This is a genomic window from Rhodococcus sp. IEGM 1351 (genome assembly GCF_030056875.1).
Classification (GTDB): Bacteria; Actinomycetota; Actinomycetes; order Mycobacteriales; family Mycobacteriaceae; genus Rhodococcus_F; species Rhodococcus_F opacus.
Window position 1 is genome coordinate 124,360 of sequence record NZ_JASHKU010000014.1, and the last position, 17,667, is coordinate 142,026.

The window sequence follows — 17,667 nt, forward strand, 5'->3', positions numbered from 1 at the left end:
GATCAATATCGATATAGTGAGGTATGACTTCCCTGGACATACCGGCCGTCCACACCTCCGGCGCCGATCAGGTGGATGCGTTGGCGCCGGAGGACGCGCTGACCTACGCCGGGTGGTTCGCCTGTCTGGCCGATCCCACCCGGGTGCGGCTGCTGCATCAGGTCGCCTCCCGCCCGGCCGGGATCACCGTTGGCGCGCTGGCCGAGGCACTGGGCATCGGCCAGCCCACCGTCTCGCACCACGTGCGCAGGCTCGCCGATGTCGGGTTCGTGTCTGTCCACAAGAACGGCACCAGCACTGTGGTCAGGGTCAACCCGTCCTGCTGCACCGGTCTGCCGCACGCCGCCGACGCAGTGATGGGGGTGCTGACCGCGCGCCCCTGCTGCCCGGACGACCTGCCCCAAGACGTCACGGTTCGCCCGATGCGCAACGAGGATTGGCAGCCGGTGCGCCGGATCTACGGCGAGGGCATCGCCACCCGCAACGCCACCTTCACCACCGAAGTCCCCGCCCGGGAAACCCTGGACGCGCAATGGCTTCCCGGGCATCGGTGGGTCGCCGAGATCGACGACGTCGTGGTCGGCTGGGCCGCCCTGTCCCCGACGTCCGGGCGGGCCTGCTACGCCGGGGTGGCCGAGAACTCGATCTACGTCGCCGACGGGATGCGCGGGCGCGGTGTCGGCAAAGTCCTGCTGCGCACCCAGGTGATCGCCGCCGACGAGGCCGGGCTGTGGACCTTGCAGACCTCGATCTTCCCGGAGAACCGTGCCAGCATCGCCCTGCACCACTCCGCCGGATTCCGGACCCTCGGTGTCCGCGAACGCATCGCCCAACTCGACGGCATCTGGCGCGACACCGTCGTCCTCGAACGCCGCTCCCCCGTCGCCGGATAGCCCTCCGAATCAGTTGGGGAGCATCATGTCCGAGCAGCCACCTGTCGATCGTGCCGCGATCGCCGCGGACCTCGAGCGCGCCCGCAGCGTGCTGCACGAGTTGCTCGACGCCGCGAGTTCCGTCGAGCTCTCGCGGCGTTCGTCCGGTACCCGGTGGACCAACGAGCAGCTGCTGTTCCACATGGTCTTCGGCTACATGGTGGTTCGCCGGCTGCTCCTGCTGATCCGGATGTTCTCCTGGTTGCCTGAGGGGGCGAGCCGACGGTTCGCGCATGCGCTCGATGCCGCCACCCCAGTCTTCGACGAGGTCAACTATCGAGGCTCCGCCCTGGCGGCGCGCGTCTACAACCGACGCCGGATGGGCCGCCACTTCGACCGCCTCATTGCGTCGCTGCAACGTTCCTTGGCCCGGGAGACGGACGCGAACCTGCACCGTGGCATGTACTTTCCAGTCCGCTGGGATCCGTTCTTCGACGACTACATGACCGCCGAACAGCTCTACCGCTACCCTGGCCTGCACTTCGACTTCCACCGCCACCAGCTCACCCTCGACTGAATGAGTGTCGAGGTGACACCGCTGAGGACCGGGGCATGTTCGGGATCGTTCCCGACATCACTTACCGTCGGCCCAGCCGGCGCGGGGGTCGAATCCTCCTGTTTCCTCTGCCCGGGCGTACGCCCGCAGCGCCTCAGCGGCTTCGTGGCCGAGATCGGGCGGGACCGCGACCTCCACGGTGACCAGCAGATCGCCCGCCGCGTCGCCGCGGTGGGGCACCCCGCGTCCGCGCAGTCGGAACGTTCTCCCGGACTGGGTGCCTGGCGGGATCTTCACACTGACCTGACCTTCGAGGGTGGGCACGGACAGCATTGTCCCCAAGGCTAGTTCGGCGAACGACACGGGAACGGTGACGGTGAGGTCATTGCCGCTGCGGGCGAACACCGGGTCCGGGTCCACGCGCACGGTGACGTACAGGTCCCCCGACGGCGCCCCGCCGAGACCAGGTTCGCCCTGCGCCGGTAGCCGGATGCGTTGCCAGTCGCTCACCCCGGGCGGAACATGGACGGAGACGGTGCGGGTGCGGTCCCCGATCCCGGCGCCCTGGCAGTCCGGGCACGGGGCGTCGACGATCGATCCCGTGCCCCGGGTTCCCGGTCGTGTGCCGGAGCCGTGACAGCTGGTGCACACCATCGGCCCACTCACCCGCAGCGGCAACACCATCCCGGCGACCGCCTCCCGGAACGACAGCCGGGTCTCGGTCTCGACGTCACTGCCCCGCCTCGGCCGGGCCGACGCAGTTCGGGTTCCGGCGCGCCGGAACAGATCCCCGAGCACGTCACCGACCCCGCCCAGAGGATCGCCCACGATGAAGGGTGAACCGCTCCCGAACAGGTCCCCGAAGTCGAAGCCGCCCGACCCGGCGCGCGGAGGAAAACCCGTCCCGGTGAACGCCCCGGACCGGTACAGCCTGCGCATGCGGTCGTATTCCTTGCGTTTGGCGGGGTACGAGAGCACCGCATGCGCCTCGCTGACCTTCTTGAATCGTTCCTCCACCTCGGTGTTGTCCGGGTTGGCGTCCGGATGCAGCTCCCGCGCCAGCTTGCGGTACGCCTTCTTGATCTCTTCGGCCGACGCCGTCGAAGGGACACCCAGGGCGGCGTAGAAGTCACGGTCGAACCATTCCTGCTGCGACACTTGGCATCCTCCTTCCTTCGCGGGGCCGCTGCGCGAGAGCGCCGTGCGCTCCGAGACCGGCGCCGTCAGGCTGTCGGTCGGCGTCTCAGGAATCGCCGGCCGGTGCCGTGCCCGTGACATTTCCCGGCGGGGCCACCCCCTCGACGACGGAGACCGTCGCGGTCCGCAGCACCTTGTGGTCACCGAATGTGTAGCCGCGGCGCAGCACCCGGTCTACAACGGGATCACCCCCGGTGCCTTCGTGCTGGACCGCTTCGTGCAGGGTGGGATCGAAGCGCTCGCCCTCTTCGCCGAATGCGGCCACTCCCAGGCCGCTCAGGATTGCACCGAGCTTGGCCGCGATCGCACGCAGTGGTTCGTTTTCGAGGTCGCCGTGCTCGCGGGCGCGGTCGAGGTCGTCGAGGATCCCGAGAAATTTCGCCGCCACCGACGCCGTCGCGGCCTCGACGGCCGCGTGCCGGTCGCGTTCGATCCGGCGTCGGTAGTTGGTGTACTCGGCTTGCACCCGCTGCAGATCGGCGGTCAACTCCGTCACTCGATCAGGGTCTTCGCCCGCGGTTCGATCGGTCCGGTCACCAGGGTGCATCTCGGCGTCCGGCGTGGTCGGGTCGGGTTCCCGTTGTGGGGTCGGGGTGACAGGCTCGCTCGGGGTGTGCCCACGTACCCGGCCGGTCTCCGGATCGACGCGGCGTTTGTCGGTGATCGAGATCGGTTCCCGCGGCGGCTTGTCGCCGTTGCGGCGCTCGCTCCCACTCATCGGGTGTCCTCCCGTCCAGGTTCGTCCACCACCTCAGCGTCGAAGACTTCATCGGTGCCTTCAGAGGACCCGTTCCCCCCGCCGGGAGCGGCCGAGTCCTTCGCCTGCGCGTCGTAGATCGCCTGACCCAGGGCTTGCGAGTCGGTGGCCAGTTTTTCGATGGCCGTTTTGATCGCCGCGACATCGCTGCCTTTCAACTTCTCCTGGGCATTCGCAATCGACGACTCGACCTTCTCCTTGACGTCGGCGGGTACCTTGTCCTCGTTGTCCTTGATGAACTTCTCGGTCTGGTACACCAGCGACTCGGCCTGGTTGCGGACCTCCGCTTCCTCCCTGCGCTGGGCGTCCTCCGCGGCGTGCGCCTCGGCGTCCTTGATCATCCGGTCGATCTCCTCCTTGGACAGGCCCGAGCCCTCCTGGATCTTGATCGTGTTCTCCTTACCGGTGCCCTTGTCCTTCGCGGTCACGTGCACGATGCCGTTGGCGTCGATGTCGAAGGTGACCTCGATCTGCGGCACCCCACGGGGGGCCGGCGGAATCCCCGCGAGCTCGAACGAGCCGAGCAGCTTGTTGTGCGAGGCGATTTCGCGCTCACCCTGGAACACCTGGATCTGCACCGAGGGCTGGTTGTCGTCAGCGGTGGTGAAGGTCTCCGAACGCTTGGTCGGGATGGTGGTGTTGCGCTCGATGAGCTTGGTCATCACGCCACCCTTGGTCTCGATGCCGAGGGACAGCGGGGTGACGTCGAGGAGCAGCACGTCCTTGACCTCGCCCTTGAGAACACCGGCCTGCAGGGCAGCGCCGACGGCGACGACCTCGTCCGGGTTGACACCCTTGTTCGGTTCCTTTCCGCCGGTAAGCTCGCGCACCAGATTCGTCACGGCGGGCATACGGGTGGAACCACCGACGAGCACGACCTGGTCGATGTCCTTGACGGCGATCTTCGCGTCCTTGATCACCGATTGGAACGGGGCCCGGGTGCGGTCGAGGAGATCGGACGTGATCTTCTCGAACTCGCTGCGCGACAGCTGCTCGTCTAGGAACAGCGGGTTCTTGTCCGCGTCGACGGTGATGTAGGGCAGGTTGATCGACGTGCTCTGCGAGGAGGACAGTTCGATCTTGGCCTTCTCCGCGGCCTCACGGAGACGCTGCAGGGCCATCTTGTCCTTGGTCAGATCGATGCCGTTCTGAGCCTTGAACTTGTCGACGAGCCACTTCACGATCCGGTCGTCCCAGTCGTCACCACCGAGGTGGTTGTCACCGGAGGTGGCCCGGACTTCGACGACGCCCTCACCGATTTCGAGCAGCGAGACGTCGAAGGTGCCGCCACCGAGGTCGAAGACCAGGATGGTCTGTTCCTTGTCGCCCTTGTCCAGGCCGTAGGCCAGTGCGGCCGCGGTGGGCTCGTTGACGATCCGCAGGACGTTGAGACCGGCGATCTGGCCGGCTTCCTTCGTGGCCTGACGCTGGGCGTCCTCGAAGTACGCGGGGACGGTGATCACCGCGTCGGTGATGTCCTCACCCAGATACGATTCCGCGTCCCTCTTCAGTTTCATCAGCACCCGGGCACTGATCTCCTGCGCGCTGTATTTCTTGTCGTCGATCGCCACATGCCAGTCGGTGCCGATCTCCCGTTTCACCGAGCGCACCGTCCGGTCCACGTTCGTGACTGCCTGGTTCTTGGCGGGCTGGCCGACCAGCACCTCACCGTTCTTCGCGAATGCCACCACCGACGGGGTCGTGCGCGCACCCTCCGAGTTGGCGACCACCTTCGGGTCGCCGCCCTCGAGTACGCACACCACCGAGTTCGTGGTCCCCAAATCGATACCCACCGCGCGAGCCATGACCGCCTCCAGCACCACACCGGGTGGGTGTGGTGCTTCCGCCGATCGTTCGGCATCACACCCACCGAACTTGAGTGTTATCGACTCAATTTTCTCCCCGGGAGAGATCGAGGTCAAGGCGAAGAATTGAGCGTAGAACGCTCAACATTGTGCGTGTTGCTCGGCGTCACAGCACCACCATCTCGATCTCCTCGACGAACTAGCCACCGGAGACCGCGCCGCCGCTCGCGCCCGGCAACGCCGACGTCTATCGGCCGCGCAGCCCGAACGGGTTTCCGTCGGCATCGGCGAGCACGCAAATCCGTGTCTCGGGTGCGACGTGACGCGGAGCGGTGCGCTCGGTTGCGCCGGCGGCAAGCAGAGTTTCGCGTGTCGCGTCGAGATCCTCGACGTCGGCGAAGGCAACCGGGCCGGCGGTCTCGTCACCTGGATTCAGGGCGACCTCGAAGCCGTCCACGTTGTACCCGACGTAGTAGGACTCGTCGGTGTGAGGTGCGCCGAGCAGCGCGGTGTAGACCGCCTTGGCGGCGTTCAGGTCGGACACGGGGATCACCAGGCTGCGGATCGTGGGGCTCATGTTCGTCTCCTCGGGCTACGGCGGTCATCGGCGACCGCCTCGTCGGCGATGGCAGCAACCACGCTTTGTGCGCGCGAGGGCGGGCTCTTCTCGATTCCTGACCGTTCTGTCGGTGTGTGTCCGCCATAGCGTATCGACGCACGCAGGTTCCGGTGACGTTTCGGCCGGCCGTTTCGGCGTGGTCGCTGATCCGCCCTCCCCTAGCGGTGGCGGATCGCCCACCGCTTCACCGCCTTTGATGCTCTGACCCCGGAACCCGTTGGGGAACGCGCTATCGGTGTTACCTTGAGCCCTGTGTGTGGCGGTCGGCAATCCTCGCGGCGGCGCACGGCGCTGCTCACCGTGCTGGCGGTGATCGCCGCCGAGCGGATGGTCGTGCGGATTGGTCACAACAATGCGGCGGGCGATGTGCTCGAGACCCTCCCAGATCTCGTCGGGACGCTCGCGCGGCGCCGCACCCCGGGGCGCGGTGCCGTCGGCACACGGCTGTCCCTGCCGGGCCGCGCCCGGGCACCGTCATCGACCTCGGCCGAGTCGCCCATGTCCGTGCGGAACAGCACCTGTGTGCTGCGGGTGTGACCGACCGGCACCGGCTACCGTCCCATCATCGGATCTGACGCCACAGCCACCCTCTCGTGACCGCCACGGGTACGCGCGCCACACCTCTCCCCGACCGTGCCGCGCGGCCCGATTATCGTTCCAGCACCGGTAGATTCGTTCCGGTGCACCCCGTCGGAATGAGGTGCCGTAATTGCATTCCAGGACCGTTCTCAAACTCGCCGGCGCCACCGTGGCCGCGGGGGTAATGCTGGCCGGGGTGATGTTCCCGGTAGCCGCCGGGCTGGGGTACGCATCCAACCGTGCCGCCGACAGCGTCGGTAATTCCTCGGCCGAACTGGCCGACGGAGTGGTGCCGGCGGTGACGACGATGACCGACATCACCGGGAACCCGATCGCCTGGCTGTACGACCAGCGCCGATTCGAGGTTCCCAGCGACCAGATCTCCAACGAGATGAAACTGGCGATTCTCTCCATCGAGGACAGACGGTTCGGCGAACATCAGGGGGTGGACTGGCAGGGCACGATGCGGGCGTTCTTCACCAACACCACCAGCGGTCAGATCGAACAGGGTGCCTCTACCATCAATCAGCAGTACGTGAAGAACTACCTGCTGCACGTGGTTGCCAAGACCGACGCCGAACGCCGTGCCGCGATCGAGACCACGCCGGTCCGCAAGATCCGGGAGATCCGGATGGCGATGACCCTCGATCAGGAACTCTCCAAAGAGGAAATTCTCACCCGGTATCTGAACCTGGTGCCGTTCGGCAACGGTTCCTTCGGGGTGCAGGACGCCGCCCGCACGTACTTCGGCATCGACGCCAAGGACCTGAACCTGGCGCAGTCGGCGATGCTCGCGGGTATGGTGCAGTCCAGCTCCGCGCTCAACCCCTACACCAACCCCGAGGGGGTGTTCGAGCGCCGCAATGTCGTTCTCGACACCCTGGTCGTGAATGTTCCGGATCGGGCCGCCGAGATCCGCGCCCTGAAGGAAACGCCGCTCGGGGTGCTCCCGAAACCGAACAACCTGCCCCGCGGATGCATCGCCGCCGGCGACCGCGGGTTCTTCTGCGACTATGCGTTGCAGTACCTCCAGACCGCCGGGCTGTCCCGGGAGCAACTCGAAAAGGGCGGCTACCTGATCCGCACCACCCTCGATCCGGCCGTGCAGGGTTCGGTGAAGGCGGCGGTGTCGACCTACGCCGACCCGAAACTCCCGGACATCGCGAGCGTGATGAACGTCGTGCAGCCCGGGCAGGACCAACACCGGGTCCTGGCCATGGCGGGCAGCCGCAACTACGGCCTGGACGCAGCCGCCGCGGAGACGGTCCAGGAGTTGCCCTATTCACTGTCTGGGCACGGTGCCGGATCGGTGTTCAAGGTCTTCACCACCGCAGCAGCCATGGAGAAGGGTTTGCGGCTCAACGCGATCCTCGACGTGCCCGGGCGGTTCGACGCCCGCGGGATGGGCGACGGCGGTGCCCCCGGGTGCCCTGCGGCGACCTATTGCGTGCAGAACGCCGCCCCGTATCCGCGGGCGCTGTCGGTCACCGACGCCCTCGCCCAGTCCCCGAACACCGCGTTCGTGAAACTTCTCCAGGCCACCGGCGTGGATGCGACGGTGGACATGGCGGTGCGCCTCGGCATGCGGTCGTACACCGAACCGGGAACCTCCGGGTTCGGGGACCAGAGCCTGGCCGACATGCAGAAGGACCAGAATCTGGGGTCGTTCACCCTGGGCCCGGTGTGGATCAATCCGCTCGAATTGTCGAATGTCGCCGCGACCCTGGCCTCACACGGCAAGTGGTGCCCACCGACCCCGATCGACTCCATCGTCGACCGCGAGGGCAGGCCGGTCCCCCTCACCCAGCAAGCCTGCGAGCAGGTCATCGATCCCGGCCTGGCCGACACCCTGTCCAACGGGCTCAGCAAGGACGACCTGCCCGGTGGCACGGCGTCGGCCGCGGCCGCGGCCGCCGGGTGGAAGCTGCCGATGTCCGGCAAGACCGGGACCACCGAATCGCACATGTCGTCGGCATTCATCGGATACACCAACAACCTGGCCGGCAGCGTCTACGTATTCGGGGACTCACCGACCCCTGGACAGATTTGCACCAGCCCGCTGCGCTCGTGTGGGGACGGCAACCTGTTCGGCGGCACCGAGCCGGCCCGCACCTGGTTCACGGCGATGATGCCGATCGCGAACAACTTCGGCCCCACCACCCTGCCTCCGATCGACCCGCGCTTCGCTCGCTGACTGGAGGGCCGGTGGGTGGTCCTCCAGCGTGCAGACAGGAGAACATCTGACGGCGAGCTGGATCTCACCTGTCTCCTTGTAACGCGGGCGGGAGCCCGCGCGGTAACACAAGTGCCTCACCGGCCGCGTCAGTCGTGTTTCGCGCCGGTGGGGCCTCTCTCCCGGGGGGTGGAGACGCGGATCTCGACGTCGGCCGGCAAACCCAACGCGCACATCGACTTCCAGCAGTGCGGGTGCGCTCGGTCAGGCGTTTTCCTTGCGGAAGGTACGGGTTCCCCACCACACCGCGACGACGAACAACACCACCGCCCACGCGGTTCCCCACACAATCGCGGAGTTCGCGAAGTCACCGAAGAACGAATCCCGCACGGCGTCGACGACATGGCGGATCGGCATGAAATCGCTGGCCGTCTGCAACCAGGCAGGACCGATCGTCATCGGCAACAAAATTCCGGACAATAGCAACACCGGCATCATCACCATGTTGATCACCGGAGCCATCACGTCTTCGCTCTTGGTGGTCAAGGCGAATGCATTCGACGCCGCCGCACAGGCCCCGCCGAGCAGCAACGTCAGCAGCACCCCGAACACGATGCCCCGCAACGACGCCTCCATACCCATCACGAAGCCGAGCAACACCAAGATGATCGCCTGCACGAACAACTGGAGCAGGTCCCGACCCAGTCGCCCGACCAGTAACGCGGTGCGACTGGCCGGAGTCACCCGCTCCGCCTCGATAACGCCCTCCCGCCACTCCCCGATCAGGCTGAATCCGGCGAAGAATGCACCGAAGATCCCCAACTGCACCAACATGCCCGGCACGAAGAACGTGTACGCGTTGTCCACCCCGAACTGACCCACCAGCGGAGTCAGCAACGGCCCGAACAACAATAGGTACATGACCGGCTGCAACAGGCCGATGATCACCCAGGCGGGGTTGCGCAGATTCATCCGCAGCTGGCGGCGGAAGACGATGAAACTCTCACGGGCGAACGTCATTGGCCTGCTCCTGGAGTGGTCAGCGCGGGGGCGGGGGTGGACTCGGATTCAGGGTCCCCGGTGGCGGTATCGGAGGCGGCGGTGTCGGCGTCGCGCAGGGACCGTCCGGTCAACGTCAAGAACACGTCGTCGAGGGTCGGCCGGTGCACCTCGATCGAGGCCAGGGTCACGTCGGTGCGGTCGAGGTCGCGCAGCAGTCCCGGGATCGCGCGCCCGGCACGCTGGACCCGACCACGGACATGATGGCCGTCCACCTCCACACCGGCCAGACCGTGCCGCGGTGCCTCGGCGATCGTGCCCAGCTTGTCTCTCACCAGCGGCACCATGTCGAGGTCGGCGATTTCGAGGTCGACGAGATCGCCGGCGACCTGCGCCTTGAGGTTCTCCGCCGTGTCCGAGGCGACGATTCGACCACGGTCGATGATGATGATGCGGTCGCTGAGGGTGTCGGCCTCGTCCAGGTAATGGGTGGTGAGGAAGACCGTCGCACCACGGCGGGTCCGCAGCTCGGAAATGTGCTCCCACAGGTTCGCCCGCGCCTGAGGATCGAGGCCCGTCGTCGGCTCGTCGAGGAACATCAGGCTCGGCTCGTGAATCAGGCCCATGACGATGTCGAGTCGGCGTTTCTGCCCACCCGACATCGTCTTCGGCATCCGTTCCCACAGCCCGTCCAGCTGCAATTGCGAAAACAATTCTCTGCCGCGGGTTTCGACGTCCCGTCGGGAGCGGCCGTAGAGCATGCCGTGATCCATCACCTCCTCCCCCGCCCGGGCGCCGCTGAAGACCCCACCGCTCTGCGAGACGTAGCCGATGCTCCGCCGCACCTGCGTGGATTCGCGGACCACGTCGTATCCGGCGACTGTGGCCTCGCCTGCGGTCGGCCGCAGCAGGGTGGTCAGCATCCGCAACGTCGTGGTCTTCCCCGCCCCGTTGGGGCCGAGGAACCCGACGACCTCGCCCTCGGCGACATCGAGATCCACCCCGTCGACGGCGCGAACCTCCGATTTCTCCCGTCCATGGCGGGTGTGGAAGGTTTGGACGAGCCCACGTGCACGAATCACGACAAGCACTCTCCTCGAGGTCGGTCAGGCCAGTATTCAAAGATGATGGGTCGGGGCACAACCCGTTTTCGTTCTCTGCGTGATACAGACTCCTTCCGCACACAGAACTAAGTGGTGCGGTCCCCGACGGAGTCGCCGGTGTGTGAGGGTCCGAGGGCAGCAGGCAAGAGAAGCGCTCCGACAGACGTTCCGTCATCGAAGCACCGGGCGGGTTACGACAAGGACGACCCACCATCGACGGGCGGTGACCCCGTCGGCACCACGATCGAGATCGGCGGCGGCGGCGCGTTGCAGTGGGGCAACGGCGAGTACGGCGTGGTGCTGGCCCACGGTGCCGTCTTCGACGCCGCCAGCTGGGAGGATCAGGCCACAGCGATCACCGACCAGGGTGCCACTGGCGTCGCCGTCGAGGACATCGCGCCGGGAGTCGATCGCGGCCGCCGTCGCAAAGCTCCACGACGACGGGCATGCCGACGTCGCACTGGTGGGCGGAAGTGCGGGCGCCGATGCGATCCTGCAACTTGCCTCCCAGCAGCCCGACCTCCCTGATCAGCTGGTACTGCTCTCACCCAACCGGGTCGTCGACGGCCTCGGCGGGGAGCCCAAGCTGTTCATCGCCAGCGAGGACGAGCCCGTCGCCCACGTGTCGCAGCAGCTCGCCGACAGCTCACCAGGCGTCGACAACGAGATGATCCTTCTGCCGGGCTCCGCCCACGCGCAGAACATCTTCGACGGCGAGAGCGGTGACGCGGCACTACAAGCGATCCTCGAGCGGCTGGCCAACTGAGGACCTCGGCCAGGCAACCGCCCCCGCTCGACCTCGATCAGCGTTCGACCGCGCCGGAGAAAGCCGAGTAGACGTGAAACCCAAGACAGTCGTCGTCTCACTTCCCATCGTCGATCTGGACCGATCGCTCCGCTTCTACCGGGACGGGCTCGGGTTGTCCCCGACCGGCCTCGACGAAGCCATCCTTGCGTTCGAGCTGCGCGACTCGGCTGCGTTCGGGCGTGCTCGCCGAGCGGAACCCGGGGCCCGATCACGGCAAACGGCGTGCGGTGACTGCGCCGTGAGGCCTGTGACCGCTCCCCGTTCGTGTATGTGTCTCGATCACCTCGAAGCCGGCCGTGGCCAACTTCTGGCTGAGTTCCGCTACCGGCCAACGATAGGCAGCGGTGACGGCATGGTCGAAAGTCCCTACGGTTGCTCCTTCGAAGAAGCCCACCAACAACCCTCCGCCCGGCCGTATCACGCGTGCGAACTCGGCGAGCGGAGTCTGGATGTCCTGCGGACTGTGGTGAATGAGCGAGTACCAGGAAAGCACACCACCCAGTGATTCCGTCTCGGCGTCCATTGCCTCGAAGCCGCCGACTTCGAACGGGAGGTCTGGATACTGCGTACGAGCTCGTTCGACGAACTCAGGAACCAGATCGATCCCGCTCGCAGCAAGTCCGCACGCCGCCAAGAAGTCTGTCCACTGCCCCGGCCCACAGCCGGCGTCGAGCACGGGACCAGTCAGGGTGGCGGCCCAGCTGCTCACCAGGGCCCGATCCGATGGGTGTGTCGAAGTCACGGAGCCAAAGAGGTCCACGTACTCCTGAGATCTGGCCGAGTATGACTCTCGGACGGTGTCGCCTGTTCGGGCGCTCGTGTTCGCCATGCCGTCAATGATCGTCGATGGCGTGCCCCAGATGCCGAACGCTGCCGGCACGTCCCGACAGCCGGCCCTCGAGCGGAACTCTCTGAGCTGGTGGCACGGGAAACTCTGCTACCCCACGGCCGATGAATTCCGCGTCGCCGCGCAGTCTGTATGTAATGAATGCTCCTTCCGCTCCAGCGGGAGGCTCGAGTTGAGGTGACAAGGAGCGTGCACACCGTGGACCCAGAGAACGTGAGCGCCACGCTGACTGTGGCCGTGCCCGCCGCCACGGTGTTCGCGGTGCTCGCCGACCCGACGACCCATTCTGCGATCGACGGCACCGGCTGGGTGCAGGAAGCCGCCGACCAGGCGCCGCTGACCGAGGTGGGGCAGATCTTCCGGATGGACATGTATCACCCCAACCACCCGAACGGCGACTACCAGGTGGCCAACCAGGTCCAGGTGCTCGATCCGCCGCGCGCCATTGCCTGGCTGACGGGCCAGGAGAAGGACGACGGTCACCTGGAGTTCGGCGGCTGGTTCTGGCGTTACGACCTGGTGCCACGTGGTCCCTCCGAGACTGCGGTCACGCTCACCTACGACTGGTCGGCGGTGCCGCAGTCCATCCGGGAGTACCTTCAGTTCCCGCCGTTCGGTCCTGACCATCTCACCAACTCGCTGCACCACCTGGCCGAGCTTGCCGCACCGACGTCCCGGGCTCGGACCCCGACCGCTAGATATCTGCCGGTCGGCCCGCCGTCGCGGTCCGCCCGAGCACAGAAGGCCGTCGAGTAGTCCTACGGTTGGGCGAGCCGCTCGAGGAGCCATGAATCGATGCCGGTGAGGGCCGTCCTGGCCATTGCCGTGGGGTGGCCGGTGAACCCGTGGGGCGACTCGGGATAGATCCGGAGCTCGACGTCATTGCCGGTGGCGGAGAGCCGACCTGCCATCGCGAGGTTGTCTTCCAACAACACGTCATTGCACCCGACGACCAGCAGAGCCGGGGGAAGGCCGTGGAGGTCGCCGTATACGGGAGAGATGTCCGGAGTGGTGCGATCTTCCACGTGGCCGACGTAGGCCTGGATGAAATACTCGTCTGCGATCCGACGTCCGGCCGGAGTCTGCGCGCTCAAGTCATAGGTGCCGAATTGGAGTGCGGCGCCGGTGAACCCGCCGACAGTCCCTCTGTCCCTCAGTCGGAGCAGGGTTGCCAGAGCGAGTGTTGCTCCCGCCGACCGCCCCCCGATCGCCAGTCGTGATGATCCGAAGCGGGCATCAGCGTGGCCGACGAGCCAGAGCGCCGCCGCTTCACAGTCATCGGGTGCGGCCGGCCACGGGTGCTCCGGTGCCAGCCGGTAGTCGACGCTGACGACGGCGATGTGGAGATCGTCTGCGAGCTCACGGTTGCGCGCGTCATCTCGCGCTGCGGAGTCCATGTAGAAGCCGCCACCGTGTATGTCCAGATAGACGCCCCGCGCTCGGCCGTCGGTGGGAGTGAAGATCCTCACCGGGACGCGTGCTCCCGCGGCTTCGACCATCTCTTCGATCGCCGGTGGATCGGCGGGAGAAGGACCGGACCGCCTCGCCCGCATGTCCCTCAACTCCTCGAGAGTGCCGGGGCCACGGCCAGCTGGCCGCGAGTTGTAGAAGCTCCGAGCTTCATCGACCTGCTCCGCCGGCACGTCAGCCGACAAATCGTCCAGCGCGAACCGCACGCGTCCTCCTCACACTCGGGGGTCTCATCACGATGCTGTTGCCGCACCGAGCGACGCGGACACATCATGCCCTACGTGCTCGCAACAGGTCGCCGGTCAGCGATCGCCAATCGGGTACGCCGATAGGCGTTCGGCTTGCGGAAAGGCTGCACTGCCACGGCCGGAGTCTGGTGTCCGTATCCGTCTGTCGTTGTTGATCGTCGACGTCGGCTGCGAATCGATCACTCGATACCTTGGCAGTCCGGTGGATCGAGAAGTCGAAGGATCCGGTGAGGCGCGCTCATACCGAACAATCTGAGTGTCGGCCGTCGTCGGTTGAATTGTCTACTTCCCGACGGTTTTCACTGTTCGCGACCCGGCCAAGATGCTATCGGTGCGGATGACTGCAAGAGTTCGGCGCGGGTGCCGGGCATGCCGCTGTCACCCCGTTCGGAGGATTTGACTGCCAGAACCTGGTTGATCCCGAACCGATTCGCCGCAAAAGCCAACGCCGCGCCGGCCATGTACAGCCGCCATACCCGTGCCCGCCCGGCGCTGCTGTGGGACACCGCTTCGTCCCAGTTCGCCTCCAGGTTCCCCACCCAGGCCCGCAGGGTCAGCGCGTAGTGCTCGCGCAGGGACTCGACGTCGCGCACCTCGAACCCGGCCCCTTCGAGCGCCTCGATCATCGGTGCGATCGGTTCGATTTCTCCGTCGGGGAACACATAGCGATCGATGAAGGACGTTTTGGAGAACTTGGCAGCGGGTTTGCCTGGTCGTCGCGAGATCGCGTGGTTGAGCAACCGCCCCCGCGGGCGCAGCAGCGCGAACAGGTCCGCGGCGTAGGTCGCCAGCATCGCGGCACCGACGTGCTCGGCCATGCCGATGCTCGAGATCGCGTCGTAGGGACCGTCTGTGACGTCGCGGTAGTCCTGGACTCGGATCTGCACCAAGTCCCCCACACCCGCGTCGACCATCCGTTTGCCGGCGTACTCCGCCTGCTCGTGGGACAGGGTGACACCGACGACGTGCACGCCGTAGTTGCGTGCCGCGTGCAGCGCGAAGGTCCCCCACCCGCAGCCGACGTCGAGGACCCGCATCCCCGCGGTCAGGCCGAGTTTGCGGGCCACCAGATCACATTTGGCGTACTGGGCCGCGTCCAGATCAGCGCTCGGCTCCGCCCAATATGCGCACGAGTAGGTCATCGACTCACCGAGCACCAGTCGATAGAAGCCGTTACCGACGTCGTAGTGGTGGCTGATCGCGGCGGCGTCACGATCCTTGTCGTGCCGGTGCCCGCGCGCCGGTTTCATCTCCTCCGCCGGCGGCTTCGGTGGCAGGCCGATGATCCCCAGACGCAGCGCCGCTGTCGCCAGTGCCTTCTTCGTTTGCTTGTCGATCCGCACACCGGGACCCCTGCTCGGGTCCGACACCTGCTCCAATACGTCCAGCCCGGCCAGCAGGTCTCCCTCGATGTCGATGTCGCCGGACACGTAGGCCCGAGCGAAACCGAGATCGTTGGGCGCCCACAGCAACCGCCGCAGACCACGCCGATTGACGATGTGCACCTGCCACGGCGCGTCCGAAGGCCCACTGCGACTACCGTCCCAACACCTGATCCCCACCGGGACCTGCGCACCCACCACCGCACGAACCAGCGGCGCCACCGTGTCAGCGACCGTCATACACACCTCCGTCGAAGTTCGGGGTCCGACCAGCGCACAGGACTGTCGACCCGCACCAACGTCCCGCAAACCCACCTCGTCGACCATATCGATGAAACCCCCGTTGCCGCACACCTTCACACCGATTCCCGCTCGGCATAACCCTGCCTCTGAACGCCGCTCGGCTTCACGCGCCGACCGCGATGACGCACAGCCAACTCGGAGCGAACGGATCAGGCGCCCTCGGCTCCGGCGGTACGATGGCGTCGACGAGTCCGTCCGAGAGCCAGGGGTGCCCATGTCGGATCTGGATCAGGCGTTTACCGATGCACAGGAGAACGTCAAGAAGCTCACCTCGCGGCCTGCCAACGATGAGCTACTGCGGCTGTACGCGCTGTTCAAGCAGGGGTCGAAGGGTGATGTCGAGGGCAAGCGGCCCGGTCGGTTGGACATGGTCAACCGCGCCAAGTACGACGCCTGGGCCAAGTTGGCGGGTACGAGCAGCGCCGACGCCAAGCAGGGCTACGTCGACCTGGTAGCCAGGCTCACGCAGGGCTGAGTTCGGAAGTTCCGGTCCCGTGCTGCCCGATCGACCCATACGAGAGCCGAATTCTTGTCGCCGCAAGCCGACGTGCGCCCGCACGCGCAGGGCGTGCCCGGTGCGCAGGACGTCGTCGGCAGGCTGTGCAGCGCGCGCATCGAGACGGGCGTGTCAAGGCGGGACCTCGAGGCACAGAGGGCGAAGACGGGTCGGCGGTCCAGGACAGACCGACCGTCATCGGCGGAGGGTTTCCGAGGGCGACTCGCCGAACTTTTCGCGGTACTGCACCGAGAATCGTCCGAGATGGAGGAATCCACACCTGGTAGCCGCATCGGACACCGTCGTCGTCGACGGATCGGCGTCGAGGAGCCACGTGCGGACCGCCTTCATTCGGACCTCGCGCAGGTATCCCATCGGGGTGGTGCCGAAATACTTCTTGAAACCGTCTTGAAGTGCCCGCACGCTGATTCCCGTGGCAGATGCGACATCCTCGACGGTGAGCAGTTCGTCAGCGTGGTGCTCGAGGATTTCGACTGCGCGGCGAATAGTTCGAGGCGCCACCGGCACTGGCCGCTGCAACACTTCGGTGTAGTTATGGGGTTGGGCCACGATGAGCTGACTCAGCAGCAGTCGTTCGAACTCTTTCATGACGATCGGCTCGGTAGGGAGAGATCCACCGTTCTCCATCTCGGCACGCAAGAGCGTGAGCATGCCGCGCCACGATCGGATACCCGGTCGGTCCAGTTCCATGTGGGGGTCGAACCGCAGGGGCTCGCGGAGCGGCGCCCCGAGTGCCTCTTGCAACTGCCTCTCCATGCTCTGGCGATCGAGGCGAACGATCAGCTGCCGGTTCCCTCGGTGCCATTGCATGGTCACCGACCCGCCCGGTTGCAGGATCGATGCGACGGCGGGCGTCGACTCGAAGGTTTCTGAACCCCAAGTTATTTCCGCCACTCCGGAGAGGGGAATCTGAATGAGATAGAAATCGTCGAGATCACTCGGGCGAATGCACATCCCGGTGCCGTAATCCAGGTAGTGCAGACCGACAGTTCCGGCGGTGGCCGAGTGAAACCTGACGGGCGAGGCGCCACCGGTGCCGATGGGTTCGAGCGTGTGCGGGCAGAAGGCGGAACCCACCGCCGACCTGACCTCGTCCAGATCGATTGTGTGAACCTGTTCGAACCGGGCAATGGGCAACGCAGTCGCCCCGTCCGCAGTTGATCTCGGGTCCATCGCCATCCTAGCCTTCCAGCGCGTTCGAAATAGCGACATCAGAACGATCGTCACAATCTCTACGTACGCCATCGTACCTGCCTGGGTTTTCTCAGGAAGCGCGATTTCCCCAGCTGCACTACCCCGACGACAGCCGATTCGGCTCACGGCAAGGCAGGGAGGGAAGCATGTGGTATCGGGGCACCTACCCAGTGCGGCACCCGTCGCCATCACGTGATTTCTTGGGTTAACCCTGGGAACCACTGCCTCCGCAGATCCG

The 17,667-nt window shown here is 66.2% G+C and carries 17 protein-coding genes; 7 read left to right on the forward strand and 10 right to left on the reverse strand.

Annotation, left to right across the window (positions count from 1 at the left end):
• Positions 1-23 precede the first annotated feature (23 nt).
• A complete protein-coding gene (locus QM806_RS24085) occupies positions 24-893 on the forward strand; it encodes a helix-turn-helix domain-containing GNAT family N-acetyltransferase (protein ID WP_120659119.1) in 870 nt (289 codons plus the stop codon).
• Between the two features lie 25 nt (positions 894-918).
• Positions 919-1,449 (forward strand): DinB family protein, encoded by a 531-nt coding sequence (locus tag QM806_RS24090; RefSeq protein ID WP_005568905.1) that lies wholly within the window; start codon positions 919-921, stop codon positions 1,447-1,449.
• A 57-nt stretch (positions 1,450-1,506) separates the two neighbouring features.
• Here QM806_RS24090 and QM806_RS24095 read toward each other — a convergent pair whose 3' ends face one another.
• The 4 genes from QM806_RS24095 to QM806_RS24110 form a co-directional block, all read right to left on the reverse strand.
• Complete coding sequence (locus QM806_RS24095) at positions 1,507-2,586, reverse strand: DnaJ C-terminal domain-containing protein (protein WP_133986649.1); 1,080 nt, start codon at positions 2,584-2,586, stop codon at positions 1,507-1,509.
• Positions 2,587-2,671: 85 nt separating this feature from the next.
• Positions 2,672-3,343, reverse strand: a complete 672-nt coding sequence (gene grpE, locus QM806_RS24100; RefSeq protein WP_005568903.1) for a nucleotide exchange factor GrpE — start codon at positions 3,341-3,343, stop codon at positions 2,672-2,674.
• On the reverse strand, positions 3,340-5,187 hold the full coding sequence (dnaK, locus tag QM806_RS24105) for a molecular chaperone DnaK (RefSeq protein ID WP_005568902.1): 1,848 nt from the start codon (positions 5,185-5,187) through the stop codon (positions 3,340-3,342). The genes grpE and dnaK overlap by 4 nt, the downstream gene beginning before the upstream one ends.
• A gap of 247 nt (positions 5,188-5,434) precedes the next feature.
• Positions 5,435-5,764 carry a VOC family protein gene (locus QM806_RS24110; protein ID WP_005568901.1) on the reverse strand — a complete coding sequence of 110 codons (330 nt, stop codon included), beginning with the start codon at positions 5,762-5,764 and terminating at the stop codon, positions 5,435-5,437.
• A 294-nt stretch (positions 5,765-6,058) separates the two neighbouring features.
• Here QM806_RS24110 and QM806_RS24115 point away from each other — a divergent pair, with 294 nt between their 5' ends.
• Together QM806_RS24115 and QM806_RS24120 are read left to right on the forward strand one after the other, a co-directional pair.
• Complete coding sequence (locus QM806_RS24115; RefSeq protein ID WP_005568900.1) at positions 6,059-6,343, forward strand: hypothetical protein; 285 nt, start codon at positions 6,059-6,061, stop codon at positions 6,341-6,343.
• 172 nt (positions 6,344-6,515) lie between these two features.
• Positions 6,516-8,579, forward strand: a complete 2,064-nt coding sequence (locus tag QM806_RS24120; RefSeq protein ID WP_005262572.1) for a transglycosylase domain-containing protein — start codon at positions 6,516-6,518, stop codon at positions 8,577-8,579.
• Positions 8,580-8,822: 243 nt separating this feature from the next.
• On the opposite strand, the gene QM806_RS24125 is transcribed toward QM806_RS24120, so the two are convergent.
• Both QM806_RS24125 and QM806_RS24130 read right to left on the reverse strand, forming a co-directional pair.
• A complete protein-coding gene (locus QM806_RS24125) occupies positions 8,823-9,578 on the reverse strand; it encodes an ABC transporter permease (RefSeq protein ID WP_054246334.1) in 756 nt (251 codons plus the stop codon).
• Positions 9,575-10,639, reverse strand: coding sequence for an ATP-binding cassette domain-containing protein (locus QM806_RS24130; protein WP_054246347.1), 1,065 nt, complete (start codon positions 10,637-10,639; stop codon positions 9,575-9,577). The genes QM806_RS24125 and QM806_RS24130 overlap by 4 nt, the downstream gene beginning before the upstream one ends.
• A 388-nt stretch (positions 10,640-11,027) precedes the next feature.
• Between QM806_RS24130 and QM806_RS24135 the strand changes: the two genes are divergently transcribed.
• Positions 11,028-11,426, forward strand: a complete 399-nt coding sequence (locus QM806_RS24135) for an alpha/beta hydrolase family protein (RefSeq protein ID WP_240482816.1) — start codon at positions 11,028-11,030, stop codon at positions 11,424-11,426.
• Positions 11,427-11,676: 250 nt separating this feature from the next.
• Here the strand turns inward: QM806_RS24135 and QM806_RS24140 are convergent, their stop codons facing one another.
• Positions 11,677-12,297 (reverse strand): class I SAM-dependent methyltransferase, encoded by a 621-nt coding sequence (locus QM806_RS24140; RefSeq protein ID WP_169692894.1) that lies wholly within the window; start codon positions 12,295-12,297, stop codon positions 11,677-11,679.
• A 216-nt stretch (positions 12,298-12,513) separates the two neighbouring features.
• Here QM806_RS24140 and QM806_RS24145 point away from each other — a divergent pair, with 216 nt between their 5' ends.
• A complete protein-coding gene (locus tag QM806_RS24145; protein ID WP_231137900.1) occupies positions 12,514-13,071 on the forward strand; it encodes an SRPBCC family protein in 558 nt (185 codons plus the stop codon).
• A 2-nt stretch (positions 13,072-13,073) separates the two neighbouring features.
• On the opposite strand, the gene QM806_RS24150 is transcribed toward QM806_RS24145, so the two are convergent.
• The gene (locus QM806_RS24150) at positions 13,074-13,991 is read right to left on the reverse strand and encodes an alpha/beta hydrolase (protein WP_043790838.1); all 918 of its coding nucleotides are present in this window, start codon (positions 13,989-13,991) and stop codon (positions 13,074-13,076) included.
• Positions 13,992-14,332: 341 nt separating this feature from the next.
• Positions 14,333-15,655 carry a class I SAM-dependent methyltransferase gene (locus QM806_RS24155; RefSeq protein WP_054246335.1) on the reverse strand — a complete coding sequence of 441 codons (1,323 nt, stop codon included), beginning with the start codon at positions 15,653-15,655 and terminating at the stop codon, positions 14,333-14,335.
• A 277-nt stretch (positions 15,656-15,932) separates the two neighbouring features.
• Between QM806_RS24155 and QM806_RS24160 the strand changes: the two genes are divergently transcribed.
• A complete protein-coding gene (locus QM806_RS24160) occupies positions 15,933-16,193 on the forward strand; it encodes an acyl-CoA-binding protein (RefSeq protein WP_037206268.1) in 261 nt (86 codons plus the stop codon).
• A gap of 216 nt (positions 16,194-16,409) precedes the next feature.
• Here the strand turns inward: QM806_RS24160 and QM806_RS24165 are convergent, their stop codons facing one another.
• Positions 16,410-17,618: an AraC family transcriptional regulator gene (locus QM806_RS24165; protein ID WP_240482817.1), complete on the reverse strand. Its 1,209-nt coding sequence runs from the start codon at positions 17,616-17,618 to the stop codon at positions 16,410-16,412.
• Between the last annotated feature and the right edge of the window lie 49 nt (positions 17,619-17,667).